Genomic DNA, 16,414 nt, shown 5'->3' with positions numbered 1-16,414 from the left:
CAAGCACGCACCCTACGCGCCACCTCCGCGACCAAGAGGAGGGCCACATGCTGATCCAGGACCATGACCGAGCCGGCGGCTACTGGGGCGCGGTCTACGCCTTCACCGCGGTGAAGGGCCTTCAGGTCGTCATCGACGGGCCGGTCGGCTGCGAGAACCTGCCGGTGACGTCCGTGCTGCACTACACCGACGGGCTGCCGCCGCACGAACTGCCCATCGTCGTCACCGGGTTGGCCGAGGAGGAGCTCGGCAAGGACGGCACCGAGGGCGCGATGAAGCGCGCCTGGGAGACGCTCGACCCGGCGTTGCCGTCGGTGGTCGTCACCGGCTCCATCGCCGAGATGATCGGCGGTGGCGTGACGCCCGAGGGCACGACGATCCAGCGCTTCCTGCCGCGCACCATCGACGAGGATCAGTGGGAATCGGCCGACCGGGCGATGACCTGGATCTTCACCGAATACGGCATGACCAAGGGCCGGATGCCGCCCGAGAAGAAGCGCCCCGAGGGCGCGAAGCCGCGCGTCAACATCCTCGGGCCCATGTACGGCGTGTTCAACATGCCCTCGGATCTCGCCGAGATCCGGCGGCTGATTGAAGGCATCGGCGCCGAGGTCAACATGGTGATGCCGCTGGGCAGCCATCTCGCCGAGATGCGCGACCTCGTGAACGCCGACGTGAACGTGGTGATGTACCGCGAGTTCGGCCGCGGCCTCGCCGAGGTGCTGGGCAAGCCGTATCTCCAGGCGCCCATCGGGGTGGAGAGCACCACGAAGTTCCTGCGCAAGCTGGGCGAGCTCACCGGCCTCGACCCCGAGCCCTTCATCGAGAAGGAAAAGCACTCGACCATCAAGCCGGTCTGGGATCTCTGGCGCTCGGTCACGCAGGATTTCTTCGCCACGGCGAGCTTCGCGGTGGTGGCGAACGAGACCTACGCCCGCGGCATTCGTCACTACCTCGAACACGACCTGGGGCTGCCCTGCGCCTTCGCGGTGGCGCGGATCGCCGGGCGCAAGACCAACAACGAGGAAGTGCGCGCGCTGATGGCGCGCGAGCGGCCGCTGATCGTGCTGGGCTCGATCAACGAGAAGATGTATCTCGCCGAGCTCAAGGCGGGCCACGGCCCGCAGCCGGCCTTCATCCCGGCGAGCTTCCCGGGCGCGGCGATCCGGCGGGCGACCGGCACGCCGATGATGGGCTACGCGGGCGCCACCTACCTGCTGCAGGAGGTCTGCAACGGCCTCTTCGACGCGCTCTTCCACATCCTGCCGCTGGGCACCGAGATGGACGCGGCCGACGCCACGCCCACCCGGCTGCGGCGCGACTTTCCCTGGGACGAGGACGCCCAGGCGGAGCTCGACCGGATCGTGGCGACCCATCCCATCCTCACCCGCATATCCGCTGCCAAGACGCTGCGCGATGCTGCAGAGCGCGCGGCGCTCGAGGCCGGCGCGGAGCGCGTGGTGCTGGAGACCGTGAAGGCCTTGTCGCCGGCCTCGACAGGCGACGCAAAGGAGGGCTGACCTTATGGCAGACATCACGTCCAACCCGCCCCCCAGGGTGCGCTCGGGCCGCCGCCGCGGCGCCGAGTTCCATGTCTATTTCGCGCTGATCTTCACCGTCGCGATCCCGTTCACGACCGTGCGCTGGACGCGCGACGTGATCCGCCACCGCTCGCTCAACATGCACGGGCCGCTCGCCCGCGCCTGGGCAGAGGCGGACCGGATCACGCCCCTGATCTTCTCGGCCTGAGCGCAAGCCCGGACCGAGGCAAGCCCTGTCCCTTCGCGAAAGCGGGGGGCCAGACCGGAGGGGCCCCTGGGCCCCGAAGGAACCCGGCCGCGGGGTTCGCGGCGTCAGCATAACGTTCCGGAGGAAAGTTCATGGCTGATAAGAGCGACCTGTCCTTCACAGGTCTCACAGACGAGCAGGCCCAGGAGCTGCACTCGGTCTACATGAGCGGCCTTTGGCTGTTCGTGGCCGTTGCGGTGGTCGCGCACATCGCGACCTTCATCTGGTTCCCCTGGTTCTGATCGGAGGACGACGAGATGGCAAAGTTCTACAAGATCTGGCTGATCTTCGACCCCCGCCGCGTGTTCGTGGCGCAGGGCGTCTTCCTTTTCCTGCTCGCGGTGATGATCCATCTCGTGCTGCTCAGCACCGATGGCTTCAACTGGTTCGAGATCGCGGCGGCCAAGTACGGCCACGGCGGCGGCTGAGAACCCACCGCACTGCCATTGGCCGCGGGCGGCCCCGTCCGCCCGCGGCAATCCGACACGACAAAACTGACGGCTGAGGGTCGCAACCGTAAGGCCGCCAAACGCGGAGAGAAAGAATGGCTTTGCTCAGTTTCGAGAGAAAGTACCGCGTCCGCGGAGGGACGCTGATCGGCGGCGATCTGTTCGATTTCTGGTTCGGGCCCTTCTACGTGGGGTTCTTCGGAGTCACGACGATCTTCTTCACGGTGCTGGGCACCGTGCTCATCCTCTGGGGGGCGGCCGAACAGGGGACGTTCAACCCCTGGCTCATCAACATCGCGCCGCCGGACCTCAGCTACGGACTCGGCATGGCGCCGCTCATGGAAGGCGGGCTCTGGCAGATCATCACGATCTGCGCCTTGGGCGCCTTCATTTCCTGGGCGCTCAGAGAGGTCGAGATCTGCCGAAAACTCGGCATGGGGTATCACGTGCCCATCGCCTTCGGCTTCGCGATCCTCGCCTACGCGACGCTCGTGGTGTTCCGGCCGCTCTTGATGGGCGCCTGGGGGCACGGTTTCCCCTACGGCATCTTCAGCCACCTCGACTGGGTGTCGAACACCGGCTACGCCTACCTGCACTTCCACTACAACCCGGCGCACATGCTGGCGGTGACCTTCTTCTTCACCACGACGCTGGCGCTCGCGCTGCACGGCGGCCTGATCCTCTCGGCGGCGAACCCCGAGAAGGGCGAGGAGGCCAAGACGCCGGACCATGAGGACACCTTCTTCCGCGATTTCATCGGCTACTCGGTGGGCACGCTGGGCATCCACCGCCTGGGCCTGCTGCTGGCGCTCAACGCCGGTTTCTGGTCGGCGGTCTGCATCATCATTTCGGGGCCCGTCTGGACCAAGGGCTGGCCCGAGTGGTGGGACTGGTGGCTCGAACTTCCGATCTGGCCCTCTCAGGTGGGGATGTAAGACATGGCTGAGTATCAGAACATTTTCACCCAGGTGCAGGTCCGCGGCCTGCCGGAACTGGGGATGGACGACTCGGGCGTGATGGCCGCGGAGCGGACCAAGCCCGGGGGCTTCTCCAACCTTCTCGGCTGGCTGGGCAACGCACAGCTGGGGCCCATCTACCTCGGCTACGCGGGCGTCATCAGCATCGTGACGGGCACGCTCTGGCTCAACATCATCGGGTTCAACATGCTCGCGCAGGTGGGCTGGTCGATCCCGGAGTTCCTGCGCCAGCTCTTCTGGCTGGCGCTCGAGCCGCCGAGCCCGGAATACGGGCTGAGCTTTCCGCCGCTCAACGAAGGCGGGTGGTATCTGATCGCGTCGTTCTTCCTGCTGGTTTCGGTGCTGGCCTGGTGGCTGCGGTCCTATCAGCTCGCCCAGGAACACAAGATGGGCAAGCACATCTTCTGGGCCTTCGGCTCGGCGATCTGGCTCTTCCTGGTGCTGGGTCTCTTTCGCCCGGTCCTGATGGGGTCGTGGAGCGAGGCGGTGCCCTACGGCATCTTCCCGCACCTCGACTGGACCACGGCCTTCTCGATCCGCTACGGCAACCTCTACTACAACCCGTTCCACTGCCTCTCGATCGTGTTCCTCTATGGCTCCGTGCTGCTCTTCGCGATGCACGGCGGCACGATCCTGGCCGTCAGCCGCTTCGGCGGGGACCGGGAGCTGGAGCAGATCTACGACCGCGGCACGGCCTCCGAGCGGGCGGCGCTGTTCTGGCGCTGGACGATGGGCTTCAACGCCACGATGGAGGGTATCCACCGCTGGGCGTGGTGGTTTGCGGTGCTGACGCCGATCACCGGCGGCATCGGGATCCTGCTGACGGGCACCGTCGTGGACAACTGGTTCATCTGGGCGCAGGAGCACAACTTCGCGCCGGCCTACGACGGCTCCTACGGCTACGAGGCCTACGGCTCCTACGAGGCCTTCATCGGACAGGAGAACTGACATGCTGCCGCAATGGTTCAACAAGTGGAACGCCGAGAACCCGACCAACATCTACGGTCCAGCGTTCCTGATCGGCGGCATCGGCGGAGCGGTCGTCGTGGCGGCGTTGCTGGTGACCTGGGGACAACCCTACGCCACCGACAGCCTTCAGACGGGCCCGCGCGGCACCGGCATGTCGGTTCCCGAGTTCGAAACGGACCTCGCGACGCCGGATCCGACGATCGCGGGGTTCCTCGAGACCACCTCGGACCCGATCCCGCCGCAGGGGGGCGAGCAGACGGCCGGGGACGCGCGTGAAAACGTGCCCCCCGGGCTCGAGGATCTCACGGTCGAGAACTACGATCGACTGCTCGCGGCGATGCGCGCCTGGACGGGGATTCCGGATCTCTTCGACGATCCGGGCTCCTACCAGACGGCCGTGGGGCACACGATGGTCAGCATGACGCAGAACATCAACGAGAACTGGGATGCCCACGTCAACGCCAACAAGCAGGTAGGCGTCACCTGCTACACCTGCCATCGCGGCCAGCCGGTGCCGGACAACATCTGGTTCCGCGCAACGCCCACGGTCGAGACCATGGCGGGCTGGTCGGCCAACCAGAACCGGGTGACGCCGGTCAGCCAGTACACCTCGCTGCCGTCCGACGCGCTCGAGGAGTATCTGGTCAACTACGGCCAGATCGCCGTGCATGACCTGGAAAGCCGCGTGGACAACCAGATCCCCGGCGATCCGCTGATCCAGCACACCGAGCGGACCTATTCGCTGATGAACTACTTCAGCAACTCGCTCGGGGTGAACTGCCTGCTCTGCCACAACAGCCGGGCCTTCTACGCCGCCTCCGGCGAGGTCACGCCGCAGTGGAGCACGGCGAGCCTCGGCATCCAGATGGTGCTGGAGCTCAACAACGACTGGCTCATCCCGCTCGAGGGGCTCCTGCCGCCCGAACGGCTGGGCCCGGTGCATGCGGACGCGCCCAAGGTGGCCTGCAAGACCTGCCATCAGGGCTACCAGCAGCCGCTCCAGGGCACCAACGTGATCGCCGACTGGCCCGAACTGGCCACCACCGGCGAGCCCGCCTACACCGAGGCGGCCGACCAGGCCGCGCTCGCGGAATAGGGGCCGGGCGGCCGGCGCGCCGCCCGCCCCTCGCCCCGTTCGGGCCGGCATCTTCCCCGCCGGTCCGGGCGTCGGGGTCCCTGACCCCGGTTCCCTTCCTGTTGGCGACAGGAACGGCGCCGCGCCCGCTGCTTGCATCACCCGGGCGCGGCGCCAACCCCGACCCCCGGGGAGCATGAGGGAGGAGAAACCCATGACCCAGCCCGACACCCCCCTTCTCGACCGCGTGGCCGGCCCGGCCGACCTGCGCGGGCTGTCCGACCGCGACCTCGCGCAGCTGGCGCAGGAACTGCGCGCCGAGGTGATCTCGGCCGTGTCCGAAACCGGCGGACACCTGGGCTCGTCGCTGGGCGTGGTGGAACTGACCGTCGCGCTGCACGCGGTGTTCAACACGCCGATGGACAAGCTGATCTGGGACGTGGGCCATCAGTGCTACGGCCACAAGATCCTCACCGGCCGGCGCGATCGCATCCGCACGCTCAGGCAGAAGGACGGGCTCTCGGGCTTCACCAAGCGCGCCGAGAGCGACTACGACCCCTTCGGCGCCGCGCATTCCTCGACCTCGATCAGCGCGGCGCTGGGCTTCACCGTCGGCCGCGACATGGGCCGGCCCACGGGCGACGCCATCGCGGTGATCGGCGACGGCGCGATCTCGGCCGGGATGGCCTATGAGGCGCTCAACAACGCCGGCCATGAGGGACGCCGGCTCTTCGTCATCCTCAACGACAACGAGATGTCGATCGCGCCGCCGGTCGGCGCGATGTCGGAATACCTGTCGCGCCTCTACGCCAACGAGCCGCTGGCGCGGATGCGCTCGCTGGCCGAGGGCTTCGAGGCGGCGCTGCCCGAACCGATGCGCGAAGGCGCCAAGCGCGCCCGCCAGCTTGTGACCGGCGTGACAGGCCAGGGCACGCTCTTCGAGGAGCTGGGCTTCGAATACATAGGCCCGATCGACGGGCACGACATGAGCCAGCTTCTGCCGGTTCTGCGCGCGGCGCGCGCGCGGGCGACGGGGCCTGTCCTGATCCACTGCTGCACGGTCAAGGGCAAGGGCTATGCGCCCGCCGAAAGCTCCGCCGACAAGTATCACGGCGTGTCCAAGTTCGACGTGGCGACCGGAACGCAGGCTAAGTCGAAGCCCTCTGCGCCCTCGTACACGGCGGTTTTCGGCGACGCGCTGACCGAGGCGGCGGCGCGCGATCCCCGCATCGTCGCCATCACCGCCGCCATGCCCTCGGGCACCGGCGTGGACCGGATGGCGAAACGCTTCCCAAACCGCGTCTTCGACGTGGGCATCGCCGAGCAGCACGCCGTGACCTTCGCCGCCGGCATGGCGGCTTCAGGCCTGCGCCCCTTCTGCGCGATCTACTCGACCTTCCTGCAGCGCGGCTACGACCAGGTCGTGCACGACGTGGCGTTGCAGGGCCTGCCCGTGCGCTTCGCCATCGATCGCGCGGGGCTGGTCGGCGCCGACGGTGCGACCCATGCCGGCGCCTTCGACATCGGCTACCTGGGCGCGCTGCCCGGCATGACGCTGATGGCGGCGGCCGACGAGGCGGAGCTGGTGCACATGGTCGCCACGGCGGCCGAGTTCGACGAAGGCCCCATCGCCTTCCGCTATCCGCGCGGCAACGGCACCGGCGTTGCCATGCCCGAACGGGGCGAGCTGCTGGAGATCGGCAAGGGCCGCGTGGTGCGCGAGGGGACGGACCTCGCTGTGGTCTCCTACGGCGCGCATCTGGCCGAGGCGCTGGCCGCCGCCGAGGCGCTGGAGGCCGAGGGGATCTCCGTCACCGTGGCCGACGCGCGCTTCGCCAAGCCGCTCGACGAGGAGTTGCTGACACAGCTCGCCCGCCACCATCGCGGCCTCGTCACGTTGGAACAGGGCGCGATGGGCGGCTTCGGCGCCTTCGTCATGCAGGCGCTGGCACGGCGCGGGGCCTTCGACCGGGGGCTCGCGGTGCGCAACATCTGCCTGCCCGACCGCTACATCGAACAGGCCAAGCCGGAAGAGATGTATGCCGCGGCCGGCATGACCGCCGAGGACATCGCGGCCACCCTGCGCGGGATCGCGGGCGCGCGCGAGGGCCGGGTGCTGCCCTTCACGGCCGCGGGTTGAGCCAGTCGCGACGCTTGCCAGCCGAGGTGCCGGGTGGCAGCCTTGACCAAGGCGGGACGATCCGTGCGGGAGGGTGGGGCATGAGGCACTGGCTTGCGGCGTTCGCCGTTATGGGTCTGGGCGGTCCCGTCGCCGCACAACACCAGCTTGGCGCCTACTACGCCGAGATCGGCCGTGAGGACGTGTTCAACTCCAGCGGTGTGCGGCTGGGCGACCTGGGCGCGATCCTGCAGCAAGACCGCGCGAACTATCACCGCTTCGGCATCCGGCACTTCGGGGACGATTCTGACCCGTTCTTCGCAGATCGCGCCGCGCGGTCGCAGATCCCCGCGCTCTACGCGCGCGGCCCGCGCGAGCCGCTGATCGAGCGGATCGTGCTGCAGGGCAACACCCTGGGTATCCTCGTCGTCGTCTGCGGGCGCGGCGGGCGGCCCGATTATCTGGTGATCAATTTCGCGGATGGCGACAGCTACAGAGGCTGCTGAGCGCGCCTCGGGCAGGGTCACTCAACGAAAACGCCGCGCCCCGGGCAGGGGCGCGGTGCTCGCGAAGAGGGACCGCTCAGGGACCGATGAGCGCGCGGCTCAGGCCACCGCGTGGGCGATGGCGCACTGCTTCCAGAGCACGGTGAGCGCGTTGATCAGGTGGTCGATGTCCGCGTCCGTGTGCCAGGGCGAGGGCGTGAAGCGCAGCCGCTCGGTGCCCTTGGGCACGGTGGGATAGTTGATCGGCTGCACGTAGATCCCGTAGTCGCGCATCAGGATGTCGGCCAGCATCCGGCATTTCACCGGATCCTTGATCATCACCGGGATGATGTGGCTCGGGTTCGGCAGATGCGGGATGCCCGCCCGGTCGAGCCCGGCGCGCAGCCGCGCCACGTTGCGGCGCTGCGCCATGCGCTCCTGGTCCGATGTCTTGAGGTAGGCGACCGAGGCCTGCGCGGCCGCGGCCACGGCGGGCGGCAGCGCGGTGGTGAAGATGAAGCCGCTGGCGAAGCTGCGGACGAAGTCGCAGAGCGCCGCCGAGCCGGTGATGTAGCCACCGACCACGCCATAGGCCTTGCCCAGCGTGCCCTCGATCAGCGTGATCCGGTCCGCGAGGCCGCGCTCCTCGGACACGCCGCCGCCGCGCGGGCCGTAGAGGCCCACGGCGTGCACCTCGTCGAGATAGGTCATCGCGCCGTGCGTCTCGGCGACCTCGACGATCTCTTCCATCGGGCAGATGTCGCCGTCCATCGAATAGACCGACTCGAAGGCCACGATCCTGGGGCAGTTGGCCGGCAGAGCGGCCAGCCTGCGGTCGAGATCCTCGGGGTCGTTGTGCTTCCAGATCACCTTTTTCGCGCGCGAGTGGCGGATGCCCTCGATCATGCTGGCATGGTTCAGCTCGTCCGACAGGATCACCGCGTCGTGCAGCCGGCTGCCCAGCGTCGAAAGCGCCGCCCAGTTCGACACGTAGCCGGAGGTGAAGAGCAGCGCCGCCTCCTTGCCGTGCAGGTCCGCGAGCTCGCGCTCCAGCGCGACGTGATGCGCGTTGGTGCCCGAGATGTTGCGCGTGCCGCCCGCGCCCGCGCCGCAGCTGTCGATCACCTCCTTCATCCGCTCGGTGACGACGGGGTGCTGGCCCATGCCGAGGTAGTCGTTCGAGCACCAGACCGTGACCTCGGCCGGCGCGTCCTCGTCATGGCTCCGCGCGCGGGGGAAGCGGCCGCACTGCCGCTCGAGATTGGCGAAGCGGCGGTAGTTCCCCTCTTCCTTCAGGGCGTCGAGCTGGGTCTCGAACAGCGCATCAAAGTCCATGAGCGTCCTCCGGTCCGTAAGTCGTTGTCTTGGGCGCCCGGCGACGCTCGGGGAGCATCCAGCGCCAGAGTTTCGCATCCTGCCACGGGATCACCATGAGCCAGTGTTCCAGCAGGGCGAGGGCAGTGAGCGCGGCCAGAAGGGCGAAGCCCACGGTGGCCGCGGCCGTGTCGGCCGCGATCAGCCGCTCCACCCAGCAGGCGGTGGCGGCGGTCAGAAGCGAGACCGAAAGCGGGAAGAGCCGGTTGATCCGCCCTGTGCGGAAGTGGCTCGGCAGATGCGAAAGCGCATCGGGGATGAACTCCAGGTTGATCTTCGGCACGCCGTAGAAAAGGTTCAGCTTGGCCGAGATCCGCGCGGCGAAGAGCACGCCGAAGGTCCATAGGCCGAAAAGGTTCGCTGCGCCCCAGCCCCACAGCGCCAGCGCGATCAGCATCCCCGCCAGCAGCATCTCGTGATAGGCGATGGTGCCCCAGGCGCGCAGGAAGCGCTCGCCCTCGCCCACGCCGGGCGGGCAGGGGCGCGCCATCGGGCCGGTGATCTGCCCGGTGAGAAAGGCGAGCTCCACCCAGCCCCAGATCGCCAAGGCCGAGAGGAAGGCGCCGTAGACCGCCGCCGGTTCCGTCCCGCCGAGGGTCGCGTGATAGCCCCACAGCCCCGCCGCCAGCAGCGGCAGGGTCCAGCGGGTGGCCGCGGCGTTCGCCCGCGGCCCCCGCCGGTCCGCGAAGCGGACGATGGCCAGGATCACCCCGGTGGAGAACCACCAGGCAAAGAGCGCGATGAGCGCCGCGATCCAGCCGGAGGCCAGCATCAGTAGGCGGGCTCCAGACGGGTGCTCTCGGGCACCCGGTGCTTCTTGGCCGGGATCGTGTAGAGCGCGGCGAAGGTGAGCGCGGCACGCGCACTGCCGATCCACTGCTTCAGCTTGCCGGCCACGCCGCCCTGCTTCTTTCCCTCGGCGATGGCGACATTGGCCCTGTGCAGCCGCTCCAGATTGCGCTGCCAGCGCGGGTTGTCGATGTCGAGCGTGATCGGAAAGATCTGTTTGGACAGCTCGGAGGTCTTGGTAAAGACCTCGTGCGCGTACCAGTCGGGATCGACGCCGAGCGCTTCGTGGAAGGCGGGACGCTGATGGTCGCGGACGTACATCGTGGCGTAAACCGCGGTGAGGAAGAACTTGATCCAGAGCACGTTGACGCCGCTGGTCAGCTTCGGGTCGGTCTTCATCAGGAGTGCGAAGGCCTCGCCGTGGCTGAACTCGTCGTTGCACCATTCGCGGAACCACTTGAAGATCGGGTGGAACCGATGCTCGGGGTGCGCCTCGAGATGGCGGAAGATCGTGATGTAGCGCGCGTAGCCGATCTTCTCGGAGAGATAGGTGGCGTAGTAGATGAACTTCGGCCGGAAGAAGGTGTATTTCTTCTTCTGCGTGAGGAACCCGAGGTTCACCGCCACGCCCGCCTCGCGCAGCGCGTCGTTGATGAAGCCCGCGTGCCGCGCCTCGTCCCGCGCCATGAGCTGGAAGAGCTGCGTGATGTCCTTGTTGTTGCCGCGCCGCTTCATCTCCTTGTAGAGCACGCAGCCCGAGAACTCGGCGGTGCAGGAGGAGATCAGGAAGTCGATGAACTCCTTCTTGAGCGCGGGATCCATGTTCTCCCAGTCGACGTGATCCCAGGACTCGTCCTTCTTGAAGTGGCCCTTGTTCGGGTCCGCTTCCATCTGCGCGATGAGCGCGTCCCAGTCCTCGCGTACCGGGCTGACGTCGATCGCGTCGAGCTCGTCGAAGTCGGTGGTGTAGAAGCGCGGCGTGAGCAGCGTGTTCTGCATCGCCACGTCGGTGGCGAACTTGCTGTCGAGCTTCGCCTGCTCTTCCTGGATGGCGAGGCCCTCTTCCGCGGTCGTGGCGTCGGCGGAGTGGGCGGGCATCGGTCTGGTCGGGGCGTTCATAGCTCCACCTCCTCGGAGAACGAGAATTCGCACAGTTCCATGACCTCGAAGTCGCCGGTCAGGCGGGTCCAGAGTTGCTCGAGGCGCGAGGCGCGCACGATGATCGCCTCGCGATCCTCGGTCACGACCTCGCCGAAGGGGGCCATGATCTCCGGCCCCTGCACCTTCACCTCGTCGCCCGGATAGACGACCGCTCCGTTGTTGAAGCGCACATGCGCATGCAGGCTCTCGAACTTGTGGCTCACCTCTACCGTGCAGGGGGCCCGTTCGATCTCTCGCGTCAGAAGTCCCATGTTTCGGTTCCCTTTCGTCACTGGATCAGAAGCTTGGCGAAGGCTTCCGCATTGTCCCGACCGAACCCCATCAGGTCTGCTCGCCACCCGGTGGAGGGGTCGTGGACGGAAAAGCGCCCGTTCTCGTGGCGCATCAGTTCGACGGGGCCGTCGAGGGCCACGCCGTGCTTCGTGCGTTCGCGGTTGAGAACGCGATAGACGCCGGAGACGAAGCCGCCTTCTTCGGGCGACAGGTCGGCGATCAGGGCTCCGTCCTCGGCGCGCACGGTGGCGGCGCCCGACATGTCGCCGTCGAGGTAGAGCACGCGCATGTGTGTGACCGGGCTCTCCGGCGGCGTCGAGGTGACGGGGCGGCCGGTCCAGACCGCGATCGAGACGATCACGAGGACGACCATGACGAGCCCGAACATCGCGCGCACCAGAACGAGGGGAACGATCTTCTCCTCGGGCGTGTACGTGCGCGGCGGGCGGGCGGTTGCAGACATCTCTCTAACTCCTCCTTCCCTGGCGACAGGCGGTCATTCGGCGGGAACAGGCGCTGCGGCGCCCGTGGGCTCGGGCCGGGCCGCGGGCCGTGGGGCCGGCGGGGCGGCGCGGGTGATCTGCGGCTGCGCGACCCGGGCTTCCGCCGCCTCGGCCAGCAGCCGCGCGATGCGCTCGGCGTCGGGGATGCAGCGCAGCGCCGGCTCCGGCGTCTTGAGGTGCCAGGGCCGGACATGCGGCCAGAGCACCAGGTAGCTGAAGCGCGTGTCGCCGAGGAGTTCGAGCGCGATGGTGCCCGTGCCGCGCCGGCGCAGGTCGAGATGGGCGTTGGCGATCTGCGTGTAGGGCAGGTTGAGCGTGACGGTCAGCGCCGCGCCCACCCGCATCGCCACGCGGCGGTTGGTGATCGTGTAGACCGTCGCCCGCGCCTGCACCCAGGCGATGAGGGCGAGCAGGGCGCAGACGATCAGCCCCATGACGATGAAGGGTGTCGAGATCGCCACCGCCTGGCTCAGCGGCATCAGGTCGAGCGCCGCGACCAGACGCCATGCCGCGAGGAAGACGAAATAGCCCATCACCCATTTCAGGCTGAGCGACTCGAGGGCGAGCGCCCACCAGTCGGGGCGGCCCTGCCAGAGGATTTCCTCGCCCTTCGGCGGCTCCTCGGGCAGGCCCTTCACGGGTTCGAATGCGAAATCGTCGTGCGGCATGGCGTCAGGTCCTTTTCGGGCTCAGAGTTGCGGCTCGAGCCGCTCCTCGTCGGCGTAGAGCACGCCGCCGGCGTAGTAGGCGGCGATCTTGTCCTCCTCGAGCAGGGTGACCTGCCGCGGCGAGGCGTGCCTGGGCACGTTGGCGAAGTGCTTGGCGTAGATCGTGCGCACCTTGACGTGATCCGACTTGATCCGCGCGAGCGTCATCGGCACGAGGCGCTTGCCCTCGCCCCACTCGGAGTCGAGCTGATACTCGAGGAAGCGCACGAGCTGCTCGGGCTCGTCGATCCACATGTCGGTGACCGTGCCGACCACGACGCCATCGCCCGACATCACCGGCAGCCCCCTGGGGTCGCGGCCGGCGGAGACGTGGAAATGCTCGGTCGCGGCCATCGGCACGATCTTCGGGTGCCCCTTGCCGTCGAGCTCGGGCACGTCGCGGCGGTTCACCCAGGAGGCGGGGCCGACCCCGTCCACCAGCGGATCGCCGGTCGGCACGAAGGGAAAGCCGCCCGCCGCGCTGGTGCGGGCGAGGGCGAGGTTCTCGCGCTCGGGCGTCTGCTGCGAGGGATAGGAGACCTCGCCGCGGCCGTGCGGCAGCTTGAAGGTCTTGTCCTCCGGGATCGGGAAGAGGCCGGGATTGGCTGCCGGTTTCCCCTCGTCGTCCTCGAGCGGATAGCCCTCGCGCATGTTCTCGCGCTGCAGATAGACGACGAGCCCCGCGAAGAAGAGATAGAACAGCCAGAGCGAGAGGCTCGCCAGGTCGAACTCTCCGAAGAATGTCTCAGTCATGGTCCTTTCCTTTCAAAAGGCAGGCGGCGGTCATGTGGGCATCTCCGCAAGCCCGAAGCGGGCCGGCGCCGCCCCGGGGCCTGCAGGTGTCCTGGCGGCATGTTTCACCAGCGGCCCGATGGCCGCGAGCGTCACGAAGAGAAGTCCGATCTCGAGGTGATAGACGAAGGAGTATCCGGTCGCCGGGTCGTTCAGCGCCGGGCCGAGCGTGCCGGAGAGCGCGGCGTGGTTGACGAGGTCGCGCAGCCCGCCGCCGAGCGCGATGGCGAGCCCCGCGGCCGTCGCCTGCGCCGCGCCCCAGGCGCCGAGCGCAAGCCCGCGGCCCGCCGCGCCCTCGACCGGCATCGTCATCGCGGCGGTCAGCGTGGCGACCGAGAACATCCCGCCGCCGAAGCCGATCAGCGCCGCGCCTGCGAAGAAGACCGCGCCCGAGTTCATCGGTGCCGCGAAGATTACGGTCGAAAAGGCCGCGACGCCCACCAGCACGCCCATCGCCGCCATGCGATAGGGGTTCGAGCCCCGCGCGAGCAGCCGCGCCGCAAGCGCGAAGGACAGGAGCGCGCCACCCGCCCAGGTGGCGGTCAGAAGCGTCGTGGCAGAGACCGAAAGCCCCAGGATCTCGCCGCCATAGGGCTCGAGAAGCACGTCCTGCATGTTGAAGGCCATGGTGCCCAGGAAGACCACCGCCAGGAGCCGGCCCGCAGGCCCGCCCGCCGCCAGATCGGCCCAGGCGTCGCGGAAGCGCGGGCGCGGCGCCTCGCGCTCCGCGCGGCTCATTGGCTGGACCTTCTCCTGCTTCCAGAGCGCCACGAGGTTGAGCAGGATGCCCGCCAGCGCCACGCCCTGCACCACGCGCACCAGCGTGAAGGGCGCGAAATCCCGCAGGAGCCAGCCGACCACGATCGCCGAGACGCCCATGCCGAGCAGATACATCACGTAGAGCAGCGCGACGACGCGCGGCCGGGTCTCTTCCGTCGCGCGGTCGGCGGCAAGCGCGAGGCCCGCGGTCTGCGTCATGTGCATGCCGAGGCCCGCCATCAGGAAGGCCACCGCCGCCAGCGCCTCGCCGGCCCACCACGGCCCGACCTGCTGCTGTCCGCCCAGCACGAGGATCGCGAAGGGCATCACCGCCAGCCCGCCCATCTGCCACAGCGAGCCGAACCAGAGATAGGGCACCCGCTTCCAGCCCAGCGCGCTGCGGTGCGTGTCCGAGCGGAAGCCCAGAAGCGCGCGAAAGGGCGCGATCAGCACCGGTAGCGCGATCATCGAGGCCACGATCAGCGCCGGCACCGAGAGCTCCACGATCATCACGCGGTTGAGCGTGCCGAGCAGCATGACCATCGCCATGCCGACCGAGACCTGGAAGAGCGACAGCCGCAGCAGCTGCGGCAGCGGCAGACCCTCGCTCGCTGCGTCCGCGAAGGGCAGGATCTGCGTGGTGAACCGCGCGAGCGGACGGAGGCGCCAGAGACTCATCGCGACACCTCCAGCGCCTGAGAGATGTAGAATCCTTGCGCCACGCGCTCCAGCGCCTTGAGGTGCCCTGGCGTGCCGGCCTCGCGAAGAGCCCGGGCAATGCGCTCGGGCACATGCGGCACCATTGTGGGCGAGCGGTCCGAGCGCGGAAAGAGCTTGCCGGCCTGCCACATCGCCATCAGGAGCAGCGTGCGCGGCGCGACGGTGAAGACGACCCGCCCCTCGGTGCGCCGCGCCAGCCCGTCGAGCGCGCGGGCGAGATCCGGCAGGCGGTAGTAGATGAGGCTGTCCATCGCCACGACATGGTCGAAGCGCCCGCGGGCCGGGTCGAGCATGTCGCCCGCGGCGAAGGTCACGCGGCCCCGGCAGCCCTCCGGCAGCCGCGCCTCGGCGATCCTCACGAGGCTGGGCGAGATGTCCACCGCCACCACCTCCGCGCCGCGCTGCGCGAGCTCGGCCGTCATCGGCCCCGCCCCGCAGCCCGCGTCGAGCACCCGCATGCCCGTCAGATCCTCGCCCAGCCGGCCCAGGATCTGCGCGCGCATCGCCTCCCGCCCCCGGCGCACCGTCTCGCGGATCCTCGAGACGGGCGCGTCCGAGGTCAGCCGCTCCCAGGTGCGGGTCGCGGTCTTGTCGAAATAGGTCTCGACGCGGGAGAGGGTGCTCTCGTAGCTCATCAGTCGAAGCCCAGCAGCTCGAAGATGTCGCGGTCCTCCATCGGGTCCGGAGCCAGCGCCTCGGTCCCGTTCCAGAGCGTCTCGGCGAGGCGCACGTATTCCTTGCGCGCCATGACGATGTCCTCCTCGTCGGGCATCTCGAAGAGCGTCTTCTTCTTGAGCCGCGAGCGCCGGATCGCGTCGTAGTCGGGCATGTGCGCGATGCGCTGGAAGCCCACCGCGTCGCAGTAGCGGTCCACCTCGTCGGTGTCCTTCGAGCGGTTGGCCACGCAGCCCGCGAGGCGGACCTTGTAGTTGTTGGCCTTCGCGCGCACCGCGGCGATGATCCGGTTCATCGCGTAGATCGAGTCGAAGTCGTTCGCGGTGACGATCATCGCCCGGTCGGCGTGCTGCAGCGGCGCGGCGAAGCCGCCGCAGACCACGTCGCCCAGCACGTCGAAGATCACCACGTCGGTATCTTCCAGCAGGTGATGCTGCTTCAGGAGCTTCACCGTCTGCCCCACGACGTAGCCGCCGCAGCCCGTGCCCGCCGGCGGGCCGCCCGCCTCCACGCACATCACGCCGTTGAAGCCTTCGGTCATGAAGTCCTCGGGCCGCAGCTCCTCGGCGTGGAAATCGACCTCCTTGAGGATGTCGATCACCGTGGGCTGCAGGTGGCCCGTCAGCGTGAAGGTGGAATCATGCTTCGGATCGCAGCCGATCTGCAGCACCCGCTTGCCGAGGCTCGCGAAGGCCACCGAGAGGTTCGAGGACGTCGTCGACTTGCCGATGCCGCCCTTGCCGTAAACCGAAAAGACCTTCGCCCCCTCGATCTTCATCGAGGGATCCTGGTGCACCTG

General features: G+C 68.4%; 19 protein-coding genes. 9 read left to right on the top strand and 10 right to left on the bottom strand.

What is annotated here, in order from left to right:
• Positions 1–47: 47 nt before the first annotated feature.
• The 9 genes from bchZ to DRV85_RS11360 all read left to right on the top strand — a co-directional run bounded on the left by bchZ (position 48) and on the right by DRV85_RS11360 (position 7,883).
• Positions 48–1,520: a chlorophyllide a reductase subunit Z gene (gene bchZ / locus DRV85_RS11400; RefSeq protein ID WP_113289599.1), complete on the top strand. Its 1,473-nt coding sequence runs from the start codon at positions 48–50 to the stop codon at positions 1,518–1,520.
• A gap of 4 nt (positions 1,521–1,524) precedes the next feature.
• Complete coding sequence (gene pufQ, locus DRV85_RS11395; RefSeq protein WP_113289598.1) at positions 1,525–1,749, top strand: cytochrome PufQ; 225 nt, start codon at positions 1,525–1,527, stop codon at positions 1,747–1,749.
• 131 nt (positions 1,750–1,880) lie between these two features.
• Entirely contained in the window at positions 1,881–2,030 is a 150-nt protein-coding gene (gene pufB, locus DRV85_RS11390) for a light-harvesting antenna LH1, beta subunit (RefSeq protein ID WP_113289597.1), read from the top strand.
• A gap of 15 nt (positions 2,031–2,045) precedes the next feature.
• Positions 2,046–2,216 carry a light-harvesting antenna LH1, alpha subunit gene (pufA, locus tag DRV85_RS11385; protein ID WP_113289596.1) on the top strand — a complete coding sequence of 57 codons (171 nt, stop codon included), beginning with the start codon at positions 2,046–2,048 and terminating at the stop codon, positions 2,214–2,216.
• 116 nt (positions 2,217–2,332) lie between these two features.
• On the top strand, positions 2,333–3,172 hold the full coding sequence (gene pufL, locus DRV85_RS11380) for a photosynthetic reaction center subunit L (RefSeq protein WP_113289595.1): 840 nt from the start codon (positions 2,333–2,335) through the stop codon (positions 3,170–3,172).
• Positions 3,173–3,175: 3 nt separating this feature from the next.
• Complete coding sequence (pufM, locus tag DRV85_RS11375; protein ID WP_113289594.1) at positions 3,176–4,162, top strand: photosynthetic reaction center subunit M; 987 nt, start codon at positions 3,176–3,178, stop codon at positions 4,160–4,162.
• A gap of 1 nt (position 4,163) precedes the next feature.
• Positions 4,164–5,279, top strand: coding sequence for a photosynthetic reaction center cytochrome PufC (gene pufC / locus DRV85_RS11370; RefSeq protein ID WP_113289593.1), 1,116 nt, complete (start codon positions 4,164–4,166; stop codon positions 5,277–5,279).
• A 193-nt stretch (positions 5,280–5,472) separates the two neighbouring features.
• Positions 5,473–7,398, top strand: coding sequence for a 1-deoxy-D-xylulose-5-phosphate synthase (dxs, locus tag DRV85_RS11365; protein WP_113289592.1), 1,926 nt, complete (start codon positions 5,473–5,475; stop codon positions 7,396–7,398).
• Between the two features lie 80 nt (positions 7,399–7,478).
• The gene (locus DRV85_RS11360) at positions 7,479–7,883 is read left to right on the top strand and encodes a hypothetical protein (RefSeq protein WP_147238835.1); all 405 of its coding nucleotides are present in this window, start codon (positions 7,479–7,481) and stop codon (positions 7,881–7,883) included.
• A gap of 99 nt (positions 7,884–7,982) precedes the next feature.
• Here DRV85_RS11360 and hemA read toward each other — a convergent pair whose 3' ends face one another.
• The 10 genes from hemA to bchL are packed head-to-tail and all read right to left on the bottom strand — an operon-like array spanning position 7,983 to position 16,393.
• Entirely contained in the window at positions 7,983–9,197 is a 1,215-nt protein-coding gene (gene hemA / locus DRV85_RS11355; protein WP_113289590.1) for a 5-aminolevulinate synthase, read from the bottom strand.
• Entirely contained in the window at positions 9,187–10,008 is an 822-nt protein-coding gene (puhE, locus tag DRV85_RS11350; RefSeq protein WP_113289589.1) for a putative photosynthetic complex assembly protein PuhE, read from the bottom strand. Before puhE ends, hemA begins: the two co-directional genes overlap by 11 nt.
• Entirely contained in the window at positions 10,008–11,144 is a 1,137-nt protein-coding gene (gene acsF, locus DRV85_RS11345) for a magnesium-protoporphyrin IX monomethyl ester (oxidative) cyclase (protein ID WP_233495484.1), read from the bottom strand. Before acsF ends, puhE begins: the two co-directional genes overlap by 1 nt.
• Complete coding sequence (locus tag DRV85_RS11340) at positions 11,141–11,437, bottom strand: hypothetical protein (protein ID WP_113289587.1); 297 nt, start codon at positions 11,435–11,437, stop codon at positions 11,141–11,143. The genes acsF and DRV85_RS11340 overlap by 4 nt, the downstream gene beginning before the upstream one ends.
• A gap of 17 nt (positions 11,438–11,454) precedes the next feature.
• A complete protein-coding gene (gene puhC / locus DRV85_RS11335) occupies positions 11,455–11,922 on the bottom strand; it encodes a photosynthetic complex assembly protein PuhC (RefSeq protein ID WP_113289586.1) in 468 nt (155 codons plus the stop codon).
• Between the two features lie 33 nt (positions 11,923–11,955).
• Positions 11,956–12,630, bottom strand: a complete 675-nt coding sequence (gene puhB, locus DRV85_RS11330; protein ID WP_113289585.1) for a photosynthetic complex putative assembly protein PuhB — start codon at positions 12,628–12,630, stop codon at positions 11,956–11,958.
• A gap of 21 nt (positions 12,631–12,651) precedes the next feature.
• Positions 12,652–13,422: a photosynthetic reaction center subunit H gene (gene puhA, locus DRV85_RS11325; RefSeq protein ID WP_113289584.1), complete on the bottom strand. Its 771-nt coding sequence runs from the start codon at positions 13,420–13,422 to the stop codon at positions 12,652–12,654.
• 30 nt (positions 13,423–13,452) lie between these two features.
• Positions 13,453–14,898: a PucC family protein gene (locus DRV85_RS11320; RefSeq protein WP_113289583.1), complete on the bottom strand. Its 1,446-nt coding sequence runs from the start codon at positions 14,896–14,898 to the stop codon at positions 13,453–13,455.
• Positions 14,895–15,575, bottom strand: a complete 681-nt coding sequence (gene bchM, locus DRV85_RS11315; protein ID WP_113289582.1) for a magnesium protoporphyrin IX methyltransferase — start codon at positions 15,573–15,575, stop codon at positions 14,895–14,897. The genes DRV85_RS11320 and bchM overlap by 4 nt, the downstream gene beginning before the upstream one ends.
• Complete coding sequence (gene bchL, locus DRV85_RS11310; protein WP_233495499.1) at positions 15,575–16,393, bottom strand: ferredoxin:protochlorophyllide reductase (ATP-dependent) iron-sulfur ATP-binding protein; 819 nt, start codon at positions 16,391–16,393, stop codon at positions 15,575–15,577. Before bchL ends, bchM begins: the two co-directional genes overlap by 1 nt.
• Positions 16,394–16,414: the final 21 nt, after the last annotated feature.

Origin of the sequence: Rhodosalinus halophilus (assembly GCF_003298775.1) — a bacterium.
In the GTDB taxonomy this organism is placed as follows: domain Bacteria; phylum Pseudomonadota; class Alphaproteobacteria; order Rhodobacterales; family Rhodobacteraceae; genus Rhodosalinus; species Rhodosalinus halophilus.
Note: the sequence above shows the minus strand (reverse complement) of the source record. Positions and strands in the feature narration are given on the sequence as shown.